Source organism: Dactylosporangium sp. NBC_01737, from assembly GCF_035963215.1.
In the GTDB taxonomy this organism is placed as follows: domain Bacteria; phylum Actinomycetota; class Actinomycetes; order Mycobacteriales; family Micromonosporaceae; genus Dactylosporangium.
Map to the genome: position 1 here is coordinate 9,185,086 of NZ_CP109153.1, position 15,641 is coordinate 9,200,726.

Consider the following 15,641-nt stretch of genomic DNA (forward strand, 5'->3'; position numbering starts at 1 on the left):
CACGCCGGTCAATGCTGCGGTGCCGTCCGCATGGCCGGGGAGGCGTACACCGAGGGCACGCGGAAACCGCCCAGCCATGCGGTCAGGCGGGCCGCCTCGGCGTCCAGCGCACGGCGGGCGGCGGCGGAGACCTCCTCCAGCAGGCGCACCTCGACGACGCCGGCGGCGTCCTGGATCCAGCAGCCGACGACGCGACCGTCGACCCAGGCCGTCGTGCCGGCGTTGCCGCGCCGGTCGAAGATCTCGTCGCGGTGCGGGCCGAGGTAGAAGTCGCGGTGCCGCCAGCCCATGACGGTCGCGTCGAGCACCGGCAGCAGCGCCGCCCACGGGCCGGGCTCGGGCACGTCGTCGACGTCGTCGGGCAGCAGCCAGCCGGTGCCGCCGTGGTCGAGGGAGACCGCGACGGCGTCCAGCCCGGCAAGCGCGGCCCGCACGACCGCCCTGGTCGACCCGAACCACCAGACCAGGTCGTCCTCGGTGCCGGGCCCGAAGGTGTACAGCCAGCGCCGGACCAGCTCCCGGTAGCCGTCGGCGGGGTCCCACGACGGCGGGACGTCGCCCAGCCAGTCGCGCATCAGGGTCCAGCGCGGGCGTGAGGTGTGCCAGCCGCCGGTGTTGGCGGCGCGCACGATGTCGGCGGACGCACTCAGATAGGTGAGCACCCGGCTCGCCGCCCGGGGATCGGCGGTGGCGATCTCCATCGTGACGTCGATCATCGGCACCGCCCCGCGGATCTCGGTGGCCTGCCGGCCCGCGGGCGCGCCGGCGAGCACGTCGAGGACCGCGGCGCGGGCACGGTCGAGCCAGTCGTCGCCGTCGCGGGCGACGCCGGCCCTGACGACGTCCTTGACCAGCTTTGCCCGCTCGTTGCCGGCGACCCGGGCGGACGCGCTCGGCCACACCGCCGGCAGCAGGTCACGCGGGAACACGAACAGCGTGCGGCGCATCGCCAGCTGCTTGACCAGGCTCCGGTCGTGATACAGGGCGCGGTCCACGTCGGCGGGCCGCACCACCGCGACCCGCGCCCAGCAGGACAGGTAGACGGTCGCCGGCTCGGTGGCATGCAGGACCGTCATCGCGGCGGTGGCGGCTTCCGGCGTCCCGGCGAAGCACGCCGGCGCGAGTGCGTGCCTGACCCCCAGCCTGGCGCGGCGCTGCCGGTCGGTCACGTGGTGCATCGGGCCCATGCTGTCACATCACCGAATTCCATCCGTGAATGTGCCGCAGCCAGGTGCCGTTCGGCGAGAGCCGGATGAGGGTTGCTGACGCGTTCTACGGGTCCCTGTCAACACTCCGTCGTGCTGGGCCGCGTACATGCATGCCGGCGCCTGAGCCCGGTTGCCTGCGCGATGGCGGCGGGCACTGGGGGCGTGCCCGCCGCAGGGGTGTCAGGTGCGGGCGGTGCCGAGTGCGGTCTGGATCGCCTTGACCAGGACGCTGACGACGAGGGCGACCGACGGGCGGATCGAGGACTCCTCCATGCTGACCGTGCCGGTGAAGCCGGCGGCGTCGCTGATCTGCTCCAGCCGCTGGTGCGCCGCGGCGATCGCGTCGCCGGACAGGTACAGCGCGGGCTCCATCCGGGCCGCCGCGACCAGGGCGGCGAGCGCCGCGGTGCGCTCGTCCGGCAGCTCGTCGCTGGTCAGGGCGCGGCCGAGGCGGTCACGCAGCTCGGTCTCCACGGCCGGGTCGGCGGTCGGGTAGCGGTGCAGGTGGATGAAGCCGAGCGTGGTCTCGTCCACGTCGTGCAGGATGCCGCGGGCGCAGAGGTCCGCGAGGACCCGGTCGCGCAGTCCGTGCCGCAGCCGCTGCACCCACGACGCCGGCGTGTGCGGTGTGTCGGCGACGACGCGGCCGAGCACCTCGTCGGCGATCGGCTCGCCGGTCGGCGCCGCGTTGACGACCACGATCATCCCGCCGGCGTACGCCAGCCGGCCGGCGAGCGCCAGATCGACCAGGACCGCGGCGGCCATGCCCAGGTCAAGGGCGATGTGGGAGCCGGTGGCCTTGCCGGAATCGTCATCGTAGGCGAGGAGGAGCAACTCCTCCGCCAGTGCAACGGAACTCATGGCTCGGAACGGTAGCGCGCGTCCGCTCGTCCCGCATTACCGTGTCGGCTACACCCGGGCCGCGACGGCGGCCGGAGCGGCCTGGCGGCGGCGCAGACCGGTCGCGAGCAGGAGCAGGAAGCCCGTCGCGCACAGTGCCGTGGACATGCCGTACGCGGAGCGGTAGCCGAAGTGCGCGGACAGGCCGAGCAGCGGGCCGGCGACGATGGCGCCGATGGGGAACGTGTTCGTGTACAGGGTCGTGGCCCGGCCCGGCTCGCTGGGCAACAGGTCCTGCACGTAGGAGATGCCGACGCCGGAGATCGCGGCGATGAACAGGGCGTTGACCAGCTGCGCGGCGGCCAGGAACCAGATGTTCGGCGCCACGAAGGCGAGCGCGTAGTAGGCGATCCCGCACGCTGCGCCGATGAGGATCAGCGGCCGCAGGCGGAACCGGGTGGTCAGCACGCCGAGGGCGAGCATCAACGGGATCTCCAGGGCGGCGCACAGGCCGAGGATGAGCCCGGCCCTGGAGGGGTCGCTGTGCAGGTCCTGGCCGATGAACAGGGGAAGGGCCTGCACGCCGAGCGTCATCGGCACCTGTACCAGGACGAATCCGGCGACGGTGAGCGACAGGAGCCACCTGGGCGGCCGGGGGCCGGCGGTGGCGGTGCCGCCCGCGGGCTCCTCCGGGTCGGGGGCGGCGTTGCCGACGTCGTCGAGCCAGAACACGGCGACGAGGACGGCGAGGCCGTACATGGCGGCGGCCAGCCCGTACACCAGGCGGAAGCCCCCGGCGTCCAGCAGGACCGCGGCGAGCGCCGGGCCGCCGACCCAGGCCAGGGAGAACACGGTGCGCATTGTGCTGATGCCCATGGCGGAGCGGCCGGGGTTGTCGCGTTCGAGGATCTGCCGGGCGTAGGCGAAGGACTGCGGGAACAGCGCGCCGGCGAACGCGTACGCGGTGACGGCCATGGCGAGCAGCACCCAGTAGTCCCGCACGACCATCGCGATCAGGCTGCCGATGAGACCGGCGCAGGCGGCGGCGATGAGGATCGGGCGCCGGATCGGCCAGCGGTCCGACGCCCGGCCGACGATCGAGGAGACGAGCACGCCGCTGAGCGGCGAGGCGATCAGGAACACGGTGACCCGCGCCGGCCCGGCGTGCACCTCCGTGCTGAGGAACAGCGCCAGGAACGGGAAGACCAGTGCGACGGAGATGCCGACGGCGAGGAACATCAGGCCGAGCGGGAGGAGCGCAGGACTCAATGGCCGCTTGCGCGGCGGAGCGGCCAGATGCATTGCGACACTGTACCGCTACAGTTCGGAGAGCGCGATCCCGTTTCACGAGCTTTCATGGGCGCGGCCGTACCAGGCCGGCGTCGAAGGCGGCGATCACCAGCTGCGCCCGGTCCCGCGCCGCGAGCTTCGCCATCAGGTGCGTGATGTGGGTCTTCACCGTCTTCACGGAGATCATCAGGGCGGTGGCCATCTCGTCGTTGGACAGCCCGCCGCCGATGAGCGTCAGCACCTCGACCTCGCGGCCCGTCAGGCGCCGCAGCGCCGGCGTGGGACGGTCCGGGCGCGGCGCCGCGACGTAGTGCGCGACGAGCCGGGTCAGGATCCTCGGCGCGAACAGCGACTCGCCGCGGTGCGTGCGGCGGATCGCCTCGATCAGCTCCTCGGGGCGGGCGTCCTTGAGCAGGAACCCGGACGCGCCCGCGTGCAGGGCCTCGTAGACGTACTCGTCGAGCTCGAACATGCTCAGCACCAGGACCCGGGCGGCGGCCAGGGCCGGGTCGGCGCAGATGCGGCGGGTCGCCTCGAGGCCGTCCAGGCGCGGCATCCGCACGTCCATCAGGATCACGTCGGGGCGGGTGGCGCGGGCCTGCATGACCGCGTCGGCGCCGTCGCCGGCCTCACCGACGACGGACAGGTCCGGCTCGTTGTTGATGATCATCGCGAGGCTGTGCCGCAGCAGCGGCTGGTCGTCCACCAGCAGCACCCGGACCTCGGTCACGTCGCCACCTCCGCTGCGCTCCGGCGTCGGCGTGACCCAAGACTGCGCCCATGCTTCGCGGCTCCTCCGCTACGCTCCGGACCGCTCACCCCGCCACCTCCGCTGCGCTCCGGCGTCGGCGTGACCCAAGACTGCGCCCATGCTTCGCGGCTCCTCCGCTACGCTCCGGACCGCTCACCCCGCCACCTCCGCTGCGCTCCGGCGTCGGCGTGACCCAAGACTGCGCCCATGGTTCGCGGCTCCTCCGCTACGCCGCCACCTCCGCTGCGCTCCGGCGTCGGCGTGACCCAAGACTGCGCCCATGGTTCGCGGCTCCTCCGCTACGCTCCGGACCGCTCACGCCGGCTCGTCCGGGATCCGGGCGGTGACGCGGAAGCCGGCGTCGACCCGCTCCGCGGTCAGGGTGCCGTCGAGGCTGCCGACGCGCTCGCGCAGGCCGTCGAGGCCGTGCCCGGCGCCGGGCGAGGCACGCCAGCCGTCGTCCGCCGGGCCCGCGTCGGTCACGGCGACCACCACGTACCGCCCGTCGCGGTGCACCCGCACGCGCACGTCGGTCGGTCCGGCGTACCGCGCCGCGTTGCTCAACGCCTCGCGCACGGTCTTGCACACGGCCACCTGCACACCCTGGGACACCTCGCCGAGCGGGTCGACGGTGAGCCGGGTCCGCAGCCCGGCGACCGCCGCCCCGTCGACGATGCGGGGCAGGTCGTCGATGCCGTCCAGCGGCGCGCGCAGCCCGCCGGCGGCCGGCTCGCGCAGGACCGTGAGCATCCGGCGCAGCTCGGCGGTCGCGTGCCGGCTCGCGTCCTCGATGTCGGTGAGCGCCGCCGCCACCTCGCCGGGCTTCGGCAGGTGCCGGGTCGCCGCCGCGCGGACCGTGATGAGCCCCAGCCCGTGCGAGACGATGTCGTGCAGGTCGCGGGCGATCCGCAGCCGTTCGGCGAGGACCGCCTCGAGGCCGCCCACGCGGTGAGCCGCTCCTCGTAGGCCCGGCGGTCCTTGCGGGCGCGGCGCACGGCCCACACCGCGGCGGCGACGGCCGCGCCGACCATCAGCCACGGCACCACGACCGCCGCGGGCCCTTCGCCGCCGACGGTGCACATGGCCATGCCGAGGACCACGGCCACGGCGACCACCACCGGCGCGACGCTGGTGCGCCCCGAGGGACGCGGATGCGCTGTCACCACGCCGACTGTAGTTCTCAGACCAGGGTCTGACGGCCCACGGTCCGACACCGCTCCCGGGTTGCGAGCCCGGCCCGATGTACGCCGCCCGCCGCCCCGATTGACTCGCCCTATGATCACGATCGATCACGTCAGCAAACGCAAGGGCAGGGCGCAGATCCTGCACGACGTCACGTTCGAGGCCCGGCCCGGGCGGGTCACGGGCTTCCTCGGCCAGAACGGCGCCGGCAAGACCTCCACGCTGCGGGTCCTGCTCGGCCTGGACCGCCCCCAGCAGGGCACCGCGCTGATCTGCGGCCGCGCGTACCGCGACCTGCACCGCCCCCTCACCACAGTCGGCGCGCTGCTGGACGGCAGCGGCGCCCATCGCGCCCGCACGGCCCGCGCCCACCTGCGCTGGGTCGCGGCCAGCAACGGCCTGCCGGACTCCCGTGTCGCCGAGGTCCTCGACGTCGTCGGCCTCACCGGCGATGCCCGCAAGCGCGCCGGCCGCTACTCCCTCGGCATGAGCCGCCGGCTCGGGCTCGCCGCCGCGCTGCTCGGCGACCCCGAGGTCCTCGTCCTCGACGAACCGGTCAACGGCCTGGACCCGGCAGGGATCCGGTGGATGCGCCAGTTCCTGCGGGGGCAGGCCGCGCGGGGCCGCACGGTGCTGCTGTCCAGCCACCTCATGGGCGAGCTGGCCGAGATCGCCGACGACGTCGTCGTCATCCACCGGGGCCGGGTCCTGGTCCAGGGCCCGCTCGCCGAGGTCACCGGCGCGCACGCCACGCTGGAGGACGCGTTCTTCGCCCTGACCGGCGCTGAGACCGGGGCCGGCCCGTGGTGAACCGCGTCCGCGCCGAGCTGCGCAAACTGCTGGGGCTGCCGACCGCCTGGATCGGCCTGGTCCTGGGCACCCTGCTGGCGCCCGTGATCGTGCTGGTGAACGCGCCGTACACCCGCCGCGCCATCGCAGACGGCACCATAGCGGACACGTCCGACCTGGGCCTGCAGGACCTGGGCATCGGCCTCATCGGCCCTATGGTCCTCGGCGTCGTCATCGTGAGCAGCGAATACACCTCTACCGGCCACGACGCCCCACGCGCCCGCCAGCTGACCGCCACCCTCACCGCGATGCCGGGGCGGCTGCGGCTGCTGGCCGCGAAGACCGTCGCGCTGATCCTCGTCGCCGCGGCCCAGGCATCGGTCACCGCCGCCGCGACGCTCACCCTCACGCAGGTCCTGCACGGCCCGCACGTGCCGGCACCCGCACCCGCCCGGGTCGCCGCCGCCATCCTCTACTGGACGCTGATCGCGCTGCTGTCCTACGCGATCACGCTGATCACCCGCAACGGCATCGTGCCGCTGACGTTCCTGATCGTCAACAGCACGATCGTGTCGGTGTCGTACCTGCTGACGAAGGTCACCGACCTGGCCGTGTACCTGCCGGACATCGCCGGCGCGCAGATGTTCATCCACACGGCGGACTTCCCGGTCCGGGTCGCCCCGGTGACGGCCGGGCTGGTGATGACGGCGTGGATCGTCGTGCTGCTCGCGATCGGTGCGGTCCTGTTCCACCGGCGCGACCCGTGAAGCTCGCCCGCGCGGAGCTGCGCAAGCTGCTGACGCTGCCGTCGCTGCGGCTGACCGTCCTGCTCACGATCGCCGCGTCCCTGGTCTGCCCGGTCCAGTACACGCAGGCGGGGTTCGTGGTGTTCGGCGTGCTGACCGCCGCGTCCGAGCATCAGGGCGGCGACCAGATCCGGGCCACGCTGCTCGCCATGCCCCGCCGGTGGCCGCTGTTCGCCGCGAAGCTGCTCACCCTCACGGCGGTGACGGCGCCGTTCGCCGCGGTGGTCGCCGTGACCAGCGCGGTGCCGCTGACCCTCACCACGCTGCTCGCCGCCGCGGTCGGCGGGCTGATCCGGCGCGCGGAGGCCGCGGCGGTGCTGCTGCTGATCGTGTACTTCGTTGCCTGCCCGCTGCTGCGCGCCCGGTTCGCGCCGTTCCTGCCGGACACCGCCACCCTTGAGGAGTCCCGGGGCGGCGTGGCGGCGGTGGTGTGGACGCTGACGGCCGTGGTCCTGGCCGGCTGCGCCTTCCACCGCCGCGACGCGTGATGGTCCGCCCCGCCTCAGGTGCCGAGCCGGACGAGCATCTTGCCGGTGTTGGCACCGCGGAGCACGCCGAGCAACGCGGCCGGGGCCTCCTCCAGGCCGTCGACGACGGTCCCCGCGGTGCGCAGCGACCCATCGCGCAGCCAGCCGCTCGCCCGTTCGATCCACTCGGGGAACCGGTGGAAGTGCGAGCTGACCAGCATGCCGCGCCCGGGAGCCGGCGACCACACCGACCGCGCCGCCCTGCAGCGCGACGCCGACCTGGAACGGCGGCAGGTAGGACGGCGCGTCGTCCATCCGCCCGCGCATGTACGGGTCGACCGACATCCACGTGTTGCGCACCAGCACCTGCCCGTCCTCCAGAGGCGGAACCGGGACGCGGACGAGCTCGAAGTGCTGCGGGCCTGGCGCAAGCGTCACCCACTACACCCGGCTGGAGCAGGGGCACGGCCGCAGCGTGTCGGCCGAGGTGCTCGACGCGGTCGCCGGCGCGCTGCGATTGACCGCCGACGAGCGTGAACACCTGACGAACCTCGTCCACCCGCCCCGCGCCGATTCCACCCCCGGCGACCTCGGGGTCCGCGTCGACCTGCGATGCCTGATCGACGGCATGGACCACACCCCCGCGTTCGCGCACGGCCGGCACGGCAACATCCTGGCCTGGAACGACGCCGCCGGCCGGCTGCTCGGCGACCTCGACGCCCTGCCACCCGACCGGCGCAGCTGGCCGCACCTGCTCGTCCTGGACGGACCGTTCCGGTCGCTGCTCGACGACGCGACCTGGGAACCGGTGGCCCGCCAGTTCGCCGCTTACCTGCGGCTGTGCCTCGGCCGCTATCCCCACGACCGTTCGGTGGCCGCGGTCATCGGGTCACTGCGCGCGGCCAGCCCCGGTTTCGACCGGCTCTGGGCCGAGCACCACGTCGCCGACTGGCCCGGCGTCACCTGCCGCCTGCGGCACCCCACGGCAGGCGACATCGAGATCGCCATCGACGTCATGCGCTCCAGCGGCGAGCCGGACCAGTGGCTGGTCACCTTCACCACCGAGCCGGGTTCGCCGTCACGTGCGGCACTGCGCAGCCTGGCGGCGGATCACCCCGCAGGCGTCAGTTGAACGTGTTGTGCTGGACCGAGTGGTCGCCGATGATGACGCCCTTGGCCGAGGACGCGTCGACCACGAACTTGCCGCGCTCCCGCGACTCCAGCAGCTCCATCAGCTCCTGCGCCATCTGGCGGACCGTGTCGTCCACGCCGACCGCGTGCAGCTCCTCGGCCAGCCTGGCCTGGGCGGTCTCCGATCCCGGCGCCTCGTCGATCACCTGCGGGTCCCTGCCCGCACCGCTGAGCCGCCCCGCCACCAGCCGCTTCAGCGCCTGATAGGCGTCGCTGATCGCCGTGCTCACCGTCGCCGTCGTGCCGGCCGCCGCACCAGCCACGAGCGCAGACACCACCAGGGTCACGGGGTCCATGTATGAGCCTCCTGCCGCCACCCGCCGCCAATGCCGCCCTTCACTCTACGGCCGCGCCCCAGCGTGGCCGAAAGGTGTGACGAGGCAGCTCTGGATCTGACGGTCGCGCAATTGGCGGGCGCGGTCGTCAGCCTGCTCGGCGTGCTGTCGTCCCGGAGGCCGGTTCGGCGGAGGGCGGCTGAAGGCGAGCGGGCCACGACCGATGGACATCGCCCCCGGTCGTGGCCTGCTGCTATGGGGTACGCCGATCAGCCGTTGCTGATCACGAAGTGGAAGTCCTGCAGGGACACCTTGCCCGACGCCTGGGCCGGGGCGGCGGCGAGGAAGGCCGACGCCGCGGCTGCGGTGAGGGCGACGGCGGCGATGCGGGCCCACTTGCGATGCATGTGTTGCTCCTCTGGTTGATGCGGATGGGTCGGCCCGCCACGGTAGGGGCATCGCGGGCGTTCGTCCCGTCAGTGATCAACACCCGACTCCGGGCTGCGCTGTGCAACCGTCCGGTCGGTTCATGAGTCCGCGGTCAGTGCGGGTCGGGCACCGCGGCGAACGTGGCCGGGACGCTGAGGGATCGCCATCTCGACAGGGGCCAGGAGGTGACGAAGGCGCGGCCGACGACGCGATCGACCGGCACCGTGCCGTTGCCGGCGTTCAGGTGGGCACGGGAGTCGGCGGAGGCGCTGCGGTGGTCGCCCATGACGAACAGGCAGCCGCCGGGGACGGTCACGTCGAACGGGGACACGGATGGCACGTCGCCCGGGAACAGGTAGTCCTCGTCGAGGGCGGCGCCGTTGACGGTGACCCGGTGCCGGTCGTCGCAGCACATCACGTGGTCGCCGCCGACGCCGATGACCCGCTTGATGTAGTCCTCATCGGGGGCCGCCGACCACGCGACTGGCGGCCGGAACACCACGATCTCGCCGCGGTCGGGGTCGCGGAAGCGGTAGACGCCCTTGTTGACGACGACCTGGTCGTTGATGAGCAGGGTCTGCTCCATCGAGCCCGACGGGATGTAGAACGTCTGGACCACGTAGGTCCGCACGACGATGGCGATCACCGCGACCACGGCGAGCACGATCAGGTTGCCCACCCAACGCGATCGTCTGCTGTTCACGTTCCCCGTTGGTGGCACGGCCGCAGCGTACAACGTCGACGCCAATGGATCTTCTAGGCTCGGGGACGTGCAGGTCGTCGAGATTCGCCGGTACCCGGTCAAGTCGATGCTCGGCGAGGCGGTCGCGGCCGTGGACGCCGGGGCTCGCGGGCTGGACGGTGACCGGTTGTGGGCCGTGCGCGATCCGGACGGCAAGTTCGGCAGCGGCAAGAACACCCGCCGGTTCCGCCGGATGCCGGGACTGTTCGGCCTGCGGGCGTTCATGGCCGGGCGGACGCCGGTGGTGGAACTGCCCGACGGGCGCCGCTTCGCCGCCGACGACCCCGAAGGGCACCGGGCGGTCGGCGCGGTGCTCGGCCGCGACGTGACGCTCGCGCCGGAGGCGGCCGTCCCGCACCACGACGAGGGCCCGGTCAGCATCATCACCACGGCCGGCCTGCGCCGGCTGACCGAGCGCAGCGGCGGTGAACCGGACGGCAAAGGCATCGACCCGCTGCGCTTCCGGGCCAACCTGCTGCTCGACGTCCCCGGCACCGGCTTTCCCGAGGACGGCTGGCCGGGCCGCCTGCTGCGGGTCGGCCCGCACGCGGTGCTGCGGGTCGTCCGGCCGCTCACCCGGTGCGTGATGATCGACATGGCGCAGGACGGCGCCTGCGAACGCAACGACCTGCTCAAGCTCCTCGCCGATGAGCACGCGCTGACGTTCGGCGTCGTCGCCGCCGTCGAGCACCCGGGCCGCATCACCGTCGGCGACGCGTGCTCGCCGGACTGAACGTCGCGGCAGCGGGCAGATGCGGTCGGCTGGACGCACAGAAGGAGATGACCCGATGTCGCATCATCTTGACTCCCCCGCCGCCCGCAAGGACGTGCGGCTGGACATCAGTGACCTGTTCGTGTTCCGCGGCGAGCACGGCACCGCGTTCGTCATGAACGTCAACCACTCGATCGCCACTGAGGTCACCGGGCACCAGGTGCCCGCGGGCTTCCACCCCGACGCGCAGTACGAGTTCAAGGTCGACACCGACGGCGACGCCCTGGAGGATCTCACGTTCCGGTTCACCTTCGGCGAGCTCGACGCGGACGGCGGCCAGGCATTGCGGCTGCACCGGCTCACCGGGACCGATGCCGCCGATCCCGGCGCCGGCGGGACGCTGCTGGCGGAGGGGCGCACCGGCGGGACCGTTGACGGGCCGGACGGCCTGCGGCTGTGGGTGGGGCGGGCCGGCGATCCGTTCTGGATCGAGCCCGACGTGCTGCACGCCGTCGGCCACGCGCTGACCGACGGCACGCGGGCCGACCTGGCGGGCTGGGATCCGGCGCGGGCGAGCAACCTGTTCGCCGGGCACACGGTGTACGCCGTCGTCCTGGAGGTGCCCGACCGGCAGTTGCTGGCGGCGGCCTTCGGCAGGGACATCAACGTCTGGGCGCGGACCAACCTCGCCACCGACGCGGGTGGCTGGCGCCAGGTCAACCGGGCCGGCCACCCGATGATCCACGCGCTGTTCACCCAGTATCATGAGACGCTGGGTGATCAACTGAACCTCACCGTCCCCACCGAGGACGCCGCCAGCCACGGCAAGCTCCTCGCGGAGGCGGTCGCGTCGGTCGTGGCCGCCTACGGCACCGCGGAGGACCCCGGTGCGTACGGCGCCGCCGTCGCGGCGAGGCTGCTGCCCGACATCCTGCCGTACACGGTGGGTACCGCCGCCGTGTACGGCTTCAACGGCTTCAACGGGCGCGCCCTGACCGACAACGCCCCGGACGTCATGTTCTCCCTGGCGACCAACACGGCCTTCACCATCGGCCTGTCCAAGGACTCGGTGACCAGCAGGCCGAGGACACGGTTCCCCTACGTGCCCGAGGCCCGCTGACTCAGAGGTCGAACTCCGCCGGTGCGATGCCGACGGCGAAGCACGCCTCCCTGACGGCCTTCTTCTCGTAGTCGTCGAAGTTGCCGTCGGCGCCGCCGATGATGATACCGATCTGGATCACGGCCCGGGCGTGGTCCGGCTTCGACTTGAGCTTGGCGATCGTGGCGATCGCCTCGACCTTGCCGAACTCGAAGTCGCGGGTCAGCCGGTCGGCGTAGAAGGCGAACTTCTGCCGCAGCTCGTCCGGCGGGAAGATCGCCAGGATGTCGTTGCTGGTGATCACGCCCTCGGTCCGCTGCCGCTCGAGCGGGTCGATGTTGCCGTCGGCGGCGGCGATGAGCGCGCACATCGCCATGCTCGCGTTGGCGAACTCCTTGCTCTTGAACTGTCCGGCCCTGGTCTTGAGCTGGCCGCTCATCTCAGTGGTGCGGCTGCGGAGCTGGTCGAAGAATCCCATGCTGCTTCCCCCAAAGTGTTGAAGCCCCCGAGGCAACCGTACCCGCCGCGAGGTGTTCCGCTGAGCGGGACTGTGCTCTGGCCCGGGTCCGGGCGTGCGGGCATCGTGTGGACATGACCTCCCTGCCCGCCACGGCAACGGCAACACACCGCGCCGCGGCGCGGCTGCTCGACGCGGCCCGGGAACGCCGGCCGTGCCCGCCGGTGCGTGACCTGATCGGCGCGGGTGACGTCGCCGCCGCGTACGCCGTGCAGCGCCGCCTCACCCGCGGACGCCTCGACGCCGGCGCCCGGCTCGTCGGCCACAAGGTCGGGCTCACGTCGGCGGCGGTGCAGCGGCAGCTCGGCGTGGACCGGCCGGACTTCGGCGCCCTCTTCGACGACATGGACGTCAGCGGCGCCGCCGAGATCCCGTTCGACCGCCTGCTGCAGCCGAAGATCGAGGCCGAGGTCGCATTCATCCTCGGGGAGGACCTCGAAGAAGGTGACCTGAGCGACGCACGGGTCCGCGCCGCCGTCGCCCACGCCGTGGCCGCGCTGGAGATCGTCGACAGCCGGATCGCCGGGTGGGACATCACCATCGCGGACACCGTCGCCGACAACGCCTCAAGCGGGATGTTCGTGCTCGGCTCGCGCCACACCACCCTCGACGGGTTCGAACCGGCCGGAACCGTCATGGAGCTGTCCACCGACGGTGCCGTGGTGTCCCGCGGCACCGGCGCCGCCTGCCTCGGTGACCCCCTCAAGGCCCTCGCGTGGCTGGCCCGCGCCGCCCGTGACCTCGGCGACCCGCTGCGCGCCGGCCAGGTGGTCCTGTCCGGCGCCCTCGGCCCGATGGTGCCCGTCACACCCGGCATGCAGGTCACCGCGACGCTGTCCGGCCTCGGCACCGTCACCGCACGATTCGGGCGACCCGCATGAAGGTCGCCGTGATCGGCTCCGGCAACATCGGCACCGACCTGATGATCAAGGTGCTGCGCCTGTCGAAGTCCCTGGAGATGGCGGCGATGGTCGGCATCGGCCCGGCCCCCGACGGGCTGGCCCGCGCCGCCCGGCTCGGCGTCGCGACCGTCGCCGACGGCGTCGACGGCCTGATCGCGCTGCCAGGGTTCGGCGAGATCCGGATCGTGTTCGACGCGACCTCGGCCGCCGCGCACCGGGCCAACGCGGCGCGCCTGGCCCCGCACGGCCCGAGGATGATCGACCTGACCCCGGCCGCGGTCGGACCGTACGTCGTGCCGGCCGTAAACCTGGAACAGCATCTCGGCGCGCCGGACGTCAACATGGTCACCTGCGGCGGTCAGGCCACCATCCCGATCGTGGCGGCGATCTCGCGGGTGACGCCGGTGCCGTATGCGGAGATCGTCGCGTCGATCGCGTCGCGCTCCGCGGGCCCGGGCACGCGCGCCAACATCGACGAGTTCACCGAGACCACGGCGCACGCGATCGAGGCGGTCGGCGGCGCCGGCCGCGGCAAGGCCGTCATCGCGCTCAACCCGGCCGAGCCGCCGCTCATCATGCGCGACACCGTCCTGGCGCTCATCGACGACCCGGCTCCCGCCGTCCACGACGCCATCCGCGCGTCCGTACAGGCGATGGTCGCGACGGTCGCCGCCTACGTGCCGGGGTACCGGCTGAAGCAGCGGGCGCAGATCACGCCCCTGGACGGGCAGCCGGTGCACACCCTCGCGGCCGGGAACGCGACGCATCAGGTGACGGTGTTCCTCGAGGTCGAGGGCGCCGCGCACCACCTGCCGGCGTACGCCGGGAACCTCGACATCATGACCTCGGCCGCCCTGCGCGTCGCCGAGCGGATCGCGGCCCTGGAGGCAGTGCTTTGACCAGGTTGTTCATCCAGGACGTCACCCTGCGCGACGGCATGCACGCGGTGCGGCACGGGATCGCCCCCGCAGACGTACGGCGGATCGTCGCCGTGCTGGACGCGGCCGGCGTCGACGGCATCGAGGTCGCACACGGCGACGGCCTGGCCGGCGGGTCGCTGACCTACGGGCCGGGCAGCGGCGGGCATGGTCGTCGAACGCGACGACCGGCCGTCACACCCGATGTCCCACCCGGACGCGGCGGCGTTCTTCGCCGCCCACACTCGCGCCGGGCCGATGCGCCCGCTGGTCACGGCCCGGGGTGACGCGTTCGCCGACCGGCTACGGGCGCAGTTCCTGCGCCGCTCCCCCGCCGGCGAATGGCACCACCGGCCGAGTGCCCGGCACCTCGTCGCCCGCCGCGGGCATGCATCGCACGCGTCGACGGGGTAGGCCCACGCACGTGCGCCGGCAGTGACCACGTGCGTCGCGCGGGCACGCCGGGAGGGGTCAGGCGGTGCCGAGGGCGCGCGAAAGCAGGGTGCGCCGGTTTCGGGTGCCGGTTTTGGCGAACACCGACTTGAGGTGGTCCTGGACCGTGTTGGGGCTCAGGAACATGTCGGCGGCGACGGCTCGGGTGTCGGCGCCCGCGATCAGGTGGCTGAGCAGCTCCGTCTCCCGCGGGGTGAGGCCGAACGCGCGGGCGAACACCGCCGAGCGCTGCGCCGGTGACGCCTCCTCGATGGTGACCGCGATCCGGCCGGCGGCGCCGAGCCGGGCGGCGCGCAGCGTGAGCCACCGCCCGGCGGCGAGGTGCACCCGGGCGGACGGCGGCTGCGGGTCGACGCCGGCCTCGGCCGCCACCAGCTGCGCCGCGACGTTGTAGACGGCGGCCGGGACGGGCTCCGCGCCGGCGTCGGCCGGCAGCAGCCGCATCAGGTGCTCACGGGTCTGCGGCGTCTGCTCGACGACCTCCATGTCCGGGGAGAGCAGCAGCACGACCGGACCCGGCGACCCGGACCCGCCGGTGGCCGTGAAGGTGGCCGCCTGGCAGCGGCGCAGGTCGCCGGTCAGCGACCCGGTGACGTCGTCGAGGAACGCCAGCTCCGGTGCGGTGAAGACCCCGCCGGTCCGCCACAGGTCCAGGAAGCCCCAGCAGCCGTGCCGGTCACGGAACACCGCCGAGGCGACGTCGGTGACGCCGTGGGCGCCGAGCAGCTCCCGCCACAGCAGGCTGTCGCCGGGCTCGGTGAGCCGGGCGGCGGCGGTCAGCGACGTCCACCGGTTGGCCGGGGTGAGGTACTTGAGCCGGATCAGCCGGGGAAGGGCGGGCATCAGCGCCGGTGGCACCGCTGCCAGGGGATCCGTCCCGACGGACGTCTCCGGGTCCGTCAGCGCCCACACGTACGCGTCGAACGGCACGACCCGGCCGATCCCGGTCAGGGCCTGAGCCCGCAGCGTGCGCGAGCCGGCCGCCGCGGCGCCGATGCGCCGCACCCGCTCGGCCGCCGCTGCGAACGTCACCGGACCACCATAGGACCCCAGATTCCTGGGATACGCGAC

Annotated in this window: 20 protein-coding genes and 2 pseudogenes; 10 read left to right on the forward strand and 12 right to left on the reverse strand. The window is 73.2% G+C overall.

Annotated features, from left to right (window positions below):
* Window positions 1–8 precede the first annotated feature (8 nt).
* The 5 genes from OHA72_RS41880 to OHA72_RS41900 form a co-directional block, all read right to left on the reverse strand.
* Window positions 9–1,178 carry a winged helix DNA-binding domain-containing protein gene (locus OHA72_RS41880; protein ID WP_327001637.1) on the reverse strand — a complete coding sequence of 390 codons (1,170 nt, stop codon included), beginning with the start codon at window positions 1,176–1,178 and terminating at the stop codon, window positions 9–11.
* 210 nt (window positions 1,179–1,388) lie between these two features.
* Complete coding sequence (locus OHA72_RS41885; RefSeq protein WP_327001638.1) at window positions 1,389–2,069, reverse strand: GOLPH3/VPS74 family protein; 681 nt, start codon at window positions 2,067–2,069, stop codon at window positions 1,389–1,391.
* 48 nt (window positions 2,070–2,117) lie between these two features.
* Window positions 2,118–3,350 (reverse strand): sugar efflux transporter, encoded by a 1,233-nt coding sequence (locus tag OHA72_RS41890; RefSeq protein ID WP_327001639.1) that lies wholly within the window; start codon window positions 3,348–3,350, stop codon window positions 2,118–2,120.
* Between the two features lie 52 nt (window positions 3,351–3,402).
* On the reverse strand, window positions 3,403–4,008 hold the full coding sequence (locus tag OHA72_RS41895; RefSeq protein WP_327011769.1) for a response regulator: 606 nt from the start codon (window positions 4,006–4,008) through the stop codon (window positions 3,403–3,405).
* A gap of 396 nt (window positions 4,009–4,404) precedes the next feature.
* Entirely contained in the window at window positions 4,405–5,034 is a 630-nt protein-coding gene (locus OHA72_RS41900) for a sensor histidine kinase (RefSeq protein WP_327001640.1), read from the reverse strand.
* A 330-nt stretch (window positions 5,035–5,364) separates the two neighbouring features.
* On the opposite strand from OHA72_RS41900, the gene OHA72_RS41905 reads away from it, so the two are divergent.
* Genes OHA72_RS41905 through OHA72_RS41915 form a run of 3 tightly spaced genes read left to right on the forward strand, consistent with a single transcriptional unit; the run spans window position 5,365 to window position 7,354 of the window.
* A complete protein-coding gene (locus OHA72_RS41905) occupies window positions 5,365–6,081 on the forward strand; it encodes an ABC transporter ATP-binding protein (protein WP_327001641.1) in 717 nt (238 codons plus the stop codon).
* Window positions 6,075–6,827 carry a hypothetical protein gene (locus OHA72_RS41910; RefSeq protein WP_327001642.1) on the forward strand — a complete coding sequence of 251 codons (753 nt, stop codon included), beginning with the start codon at window positions 6,075–6,077 and terminating at the stop codon, window positions 6,825–6,827. The genes OHA72_RS41905 and OHA72_RS41910 overlap by 7 nt, the downstream gene beginning before the upstream one ends.
* The gene (locus OHA72_RS41915; RefSeq protein WP_327001643.1) at window positions 6,824–7,354 is read left to right on the forward strand and encodes a hypothetical protein; all 531 of its coding nucleotides are present in this window, start codon (window positions 6,824–6,826) and stop codon (window positions 7,352–7,354) included. The genes OHA72_RS41910 and OHA72_RS41915 overlap by 4 nt, the downstream gene beginning before the upstream one ends.
* Window positions 7,355–7,368: 14 nt before the next feature.
* Here the strand turns inward: OHA72_RS41915 and OHA72_RS41920 are convergent, their stop codons facing one another.
* Together OHA72_RS41920 and OHA72_RS41925 are read right to left on the reverse strand one after the other, a co-directional pair.
* Complete coding sequence (locus OHA72_RS41920) at window positions 7,369–7,554, reverse strand: hypothetical protein (protein ID WP_327001644.1); 186 nt, start codon at window positions 7,552–7,554, stop codon at window positions 7,369–7,371.
* A 61-nt stretch (window positions 7,555–7,615) separates the two neighbouring features.
* Window positions 7,616–7,699: pseudogene (locus OHA72_RS41925) on the reverse strand (hypothetical protein); the annotation flags it as partial.
* Here OHA72_RS41925 and OHA72_RS41930 point away from each other — a divergent pair.
* A complete protein-coding gene (locus tag OHA72_RS41930; RefSeq protein ID WP_327001645.1) occupies window positions 7,659–8,465 on the forward strand; it encodes an MmyB family transcriptional regulator in 807 nt (268 codons plus the stop codon). The pseudogene OHA72_RS41925 and the gene OHA72_RS41930 sit on opposite strands and share 41 nt — an antisense overlap.
* Here OHA72_RS41930 and OHA72_RS41935 read toward each other — a convergent pair.
* The 3 genes from OHA72_RS41935 to lepB form a co-directional block, all read right to left on the reverse strand.
* A complete protein-coding gene (locus tag OHA72_RS41935) occupies window positions 8,458–8,820 on the reverse strand; it encodes a Het-E N-terminal domain-containing protein (RefSeq protein ID WP_327001646.1) in 363 nt (120 codons plus the stop codon). The genes OHA72_RS41930 and OHA72_RS41935 overlap by 8 nt on opposite strands.
* A 248-nt stretch (window positions 8,821–9,068) precedes the next feature.
* A complete protein-coding gene (locus tag OHA72_RS41940; RefSeq protein WP_327001647.1) occupies window positions 9,069–9,206 on the reverse strand; it encodes a hypothetical protein in 138 nt (45 codons plus the stop codon).
* 134 nt (window positions 9,207–9,340) lie between these two features.
* The gene (gene lepB, locus OHA72_RS41945) at window positions 9,341–9,949 is read right to left on the reverse strand and encodes a signal peptidase I (RefSeq protein ID WP_442788381.1); all 609 of its coding nucleotides are present in this window, start codon (window positions 9,947–9,949) and stop codon (window positions 9,341–9,343) included.
* Window positions 9,950–9,998: 49 nt separating this feature from the next.
* Between lepB and OHA72_RS41950 the strand changes: the two genes are divergently transcribed.
* Both OHA72_RS41950 and OHA72_RS41955 read left to right on the forward strand, forming a co-directional pair.
* Entirely contained in the window at window positions 9,999–10,703 is a 705-nt protein-coding gene (locus OHA72_RS41950; protein WP_327001649.1) for an MOSC domain-containing protein, read from the forward strand.
* A gap of 55 nt (window positions 10,704–10,758) precedes the next feature.
* Complete coding sequence (locus OHA72_RS41955) at window positions 10,759–11,802, forward strand: DUF4331 family protein (RefSeq protein WP_327001650.1); 1,044 nt, start codon at window positions 10,759–10,761, stop codon at window positions 11,800–11,802.
* Between the two features lies 1 nt (window position 11,803).
* Here OHA72_RS41955 and OHA72_RS41960 read toward each other — a convergent pair whose 3' ends face one another.
* Window positions 11,804–12,259, reverse strand: a complete 456-nt coding sequence (locus OHA72_RS41960; RefSeq protein ID WP_327001651.1) for a tellurite resistance TerB family protein — start codon at window positions 12,257–12,259, stop codon at window positions 11,804–11,806.
* A gap of 113 nt (window positions 12,260–12,372) precedes the next feature.
* Between OHA72_RS41960 and OHA72_RS41965 the strand changes: the two genes are divergently transcribed.
* From OHA72_RS41965 to OHA72_RS41980, 4 genes and pseudogenes are all read left to right on the forward strand, one after another.
* Window positions 12,373–13,179 carry a 2-keto-4-pentenoate hydratase gene (locus tag OHA72_RS41965; RefSeq protein ID WP_327001652.1) on the forward strand — a complete coding sequence of 269 codons (807 nt, stop codon included), beginning with the start codon at window positions 12,373–12,375 and terminating at the stop codon, window positions 13,177–13,179.
* On the forward strand, window positions 13,176–14,099 hold the full coding sequence (locus OHA72_RS41970; protein WP_327001653.1) for an acetaldehyde dehydrogenase (acetylating): 924 nt from the start codon (window positions 13,176–13,178) through the stop codon (window positions 14,097–14,099). The genes OHA72_RS41965 and OHA72_RS41970 overlap by 4 nt, the downstream gene beginning before the upstream one ends.
* Window positions 14,096–14,278, forward strand: a pseudogene (locus OHA72_RS41975) (4-hydroxy-2-oxovalerate aldolase); the annotation flags it as partial. The gene OHA72_RS41970 and the pseudogene OHA72_RS41975, both read left to right, overlap by 4 nt.
* A 7-nt stretch (window positions 14,279–14,285) precedes the next feature.
* A complete protein-coding gene (locus tag OHA72_RS41980; RefSeq protein ID WP_327011968.1) occupies window positions 14,286–14,531 on the forward strand; it encodes a hypothetical protein in 246 nt (81 codons plus the stop codon).
* A 57-nt stretch (window positions 14,532–14,588) separates the two neighbouring features.
* Here the strand turns inward: OHA72_RS41980 and OHA72_RS41985 are convergent, their stop codons facing one another.
* Window positions 14,589–15,602, reverse strand: coding sequence for a helix-turn-helix transcriptional regulator (locus tag OHA72_RS41985; RefSeq protein WP_327001654.1), 1,014 nt, complete (start codon window positions 15,600–15,602; stop codon window positions 14,589–14,591).
* Window positions 15,603–15,641 lie beyond the last annotated feature (39 nt).

Excerpts from the sequence above, each read along its gene's own strand:
- OHA72_RS41880 (WP_327001637.1), bottom strand. The coding sequence starts at position 1,178 with ATGCACCACGTGACCGACCGGCAGCGCCGCGCCAGGCTGGGGGTCAGG.
- OHA72_RS41885 (WP_327001638.1), bottom strand. The coding sequence starts at position 2,069 with ATGAGTTCCGTTGCACTGGCGGAGGAGTTGCTCCTCCTCGCCTACGAT.
- OHA72_RS41890 (WP_327001639.1), bottom strand. The coding sequence starts at position 3,350 with ATGCATCTGGCCGCTCCGCCGCGCAAGCGGCCATTGAGTCCTGCGCTC.
- OHA72_RS41895 (WP_327011769.1), bottom strand. The coding sequence starts at position 4,008 with ATGATCATCAACAACGAGCCGGACCTGTCCGTCGTCGGTGAGGCCGGC.
- OHA72_RS41905 (WP_327001641.1), top strand. The coding sequence starts at position 5,365 with ATGATCACGATCGATCACGTCAGCAAACGCAAGGGCAGGGCGCAGATC.
- OHA72_RS41920 (WP_327001644.1), bottom strand. The coding sequence starts at position 7,554 with ATGCTGGTCAGCTCGCACTTCCACCGGTTCCCCGAGTGGATCGAACGG.
- OHA72_RS41930 (WP_327001645.1), top strand. The coding sequence starts at position 7,659 with ATGTACGGGTCGACCGACATCCACGTGTTGCGCACCAGCACCTGCCCG.
- OHA72_RS41935 (WP_327001646.1), bottom strand. The coding sequence starts at position 8,820 with ATGGACCCCGTGACCCTGGTGGTGTCTGCGCTCGTGGCTGGTGCGGCG.
- OHA72_RS41940 (WP_327001647.1), bottom strand. The coding sequence starts at position 9,206 with ATGCATCGCAAGTGGGCCCGCATCGCCGCCGTCGCCCTCACCGCAGCC.
- OHA72_RS41955 (WP_327001650.1), top strand. The coding sequence starts at position 10,759 with ATGTCGCATCATCTTGACTCCCCCGCCGCCCGCAAGGACGTGCGGCTG.
- OHA72_RS41960 (WP_327001651.1), bottom strand. The coding sequence starts at position 12,259 with ATGGGATTCTTCGACCAGCTCCGCAGCCGCACCACTGAGATGAGCGGC.
- OHA72_RS41965 (WP_327001652.1), top strand. The coding sequence starts at position 12,373 with ATGACCTCCCTGCCCGCCACGGCAACGGCAACACACCGCGCCGCGGCG.
- OHA72_RS41970 (WP_327001653.1), top strand. The coding sequence starts at position 13,176 with ATGAAGGTCGCCGTGATCGGCTCCGGCAACATCGGCACCGACCTGATG.
- OHA72_RS41980 (WP_327011968.1), top strand. The coding sequence starts at position 14,286 with ATGGTCGTCGAACGCGACGACCGGCCGTCACACCCGATGTCCCACCCG.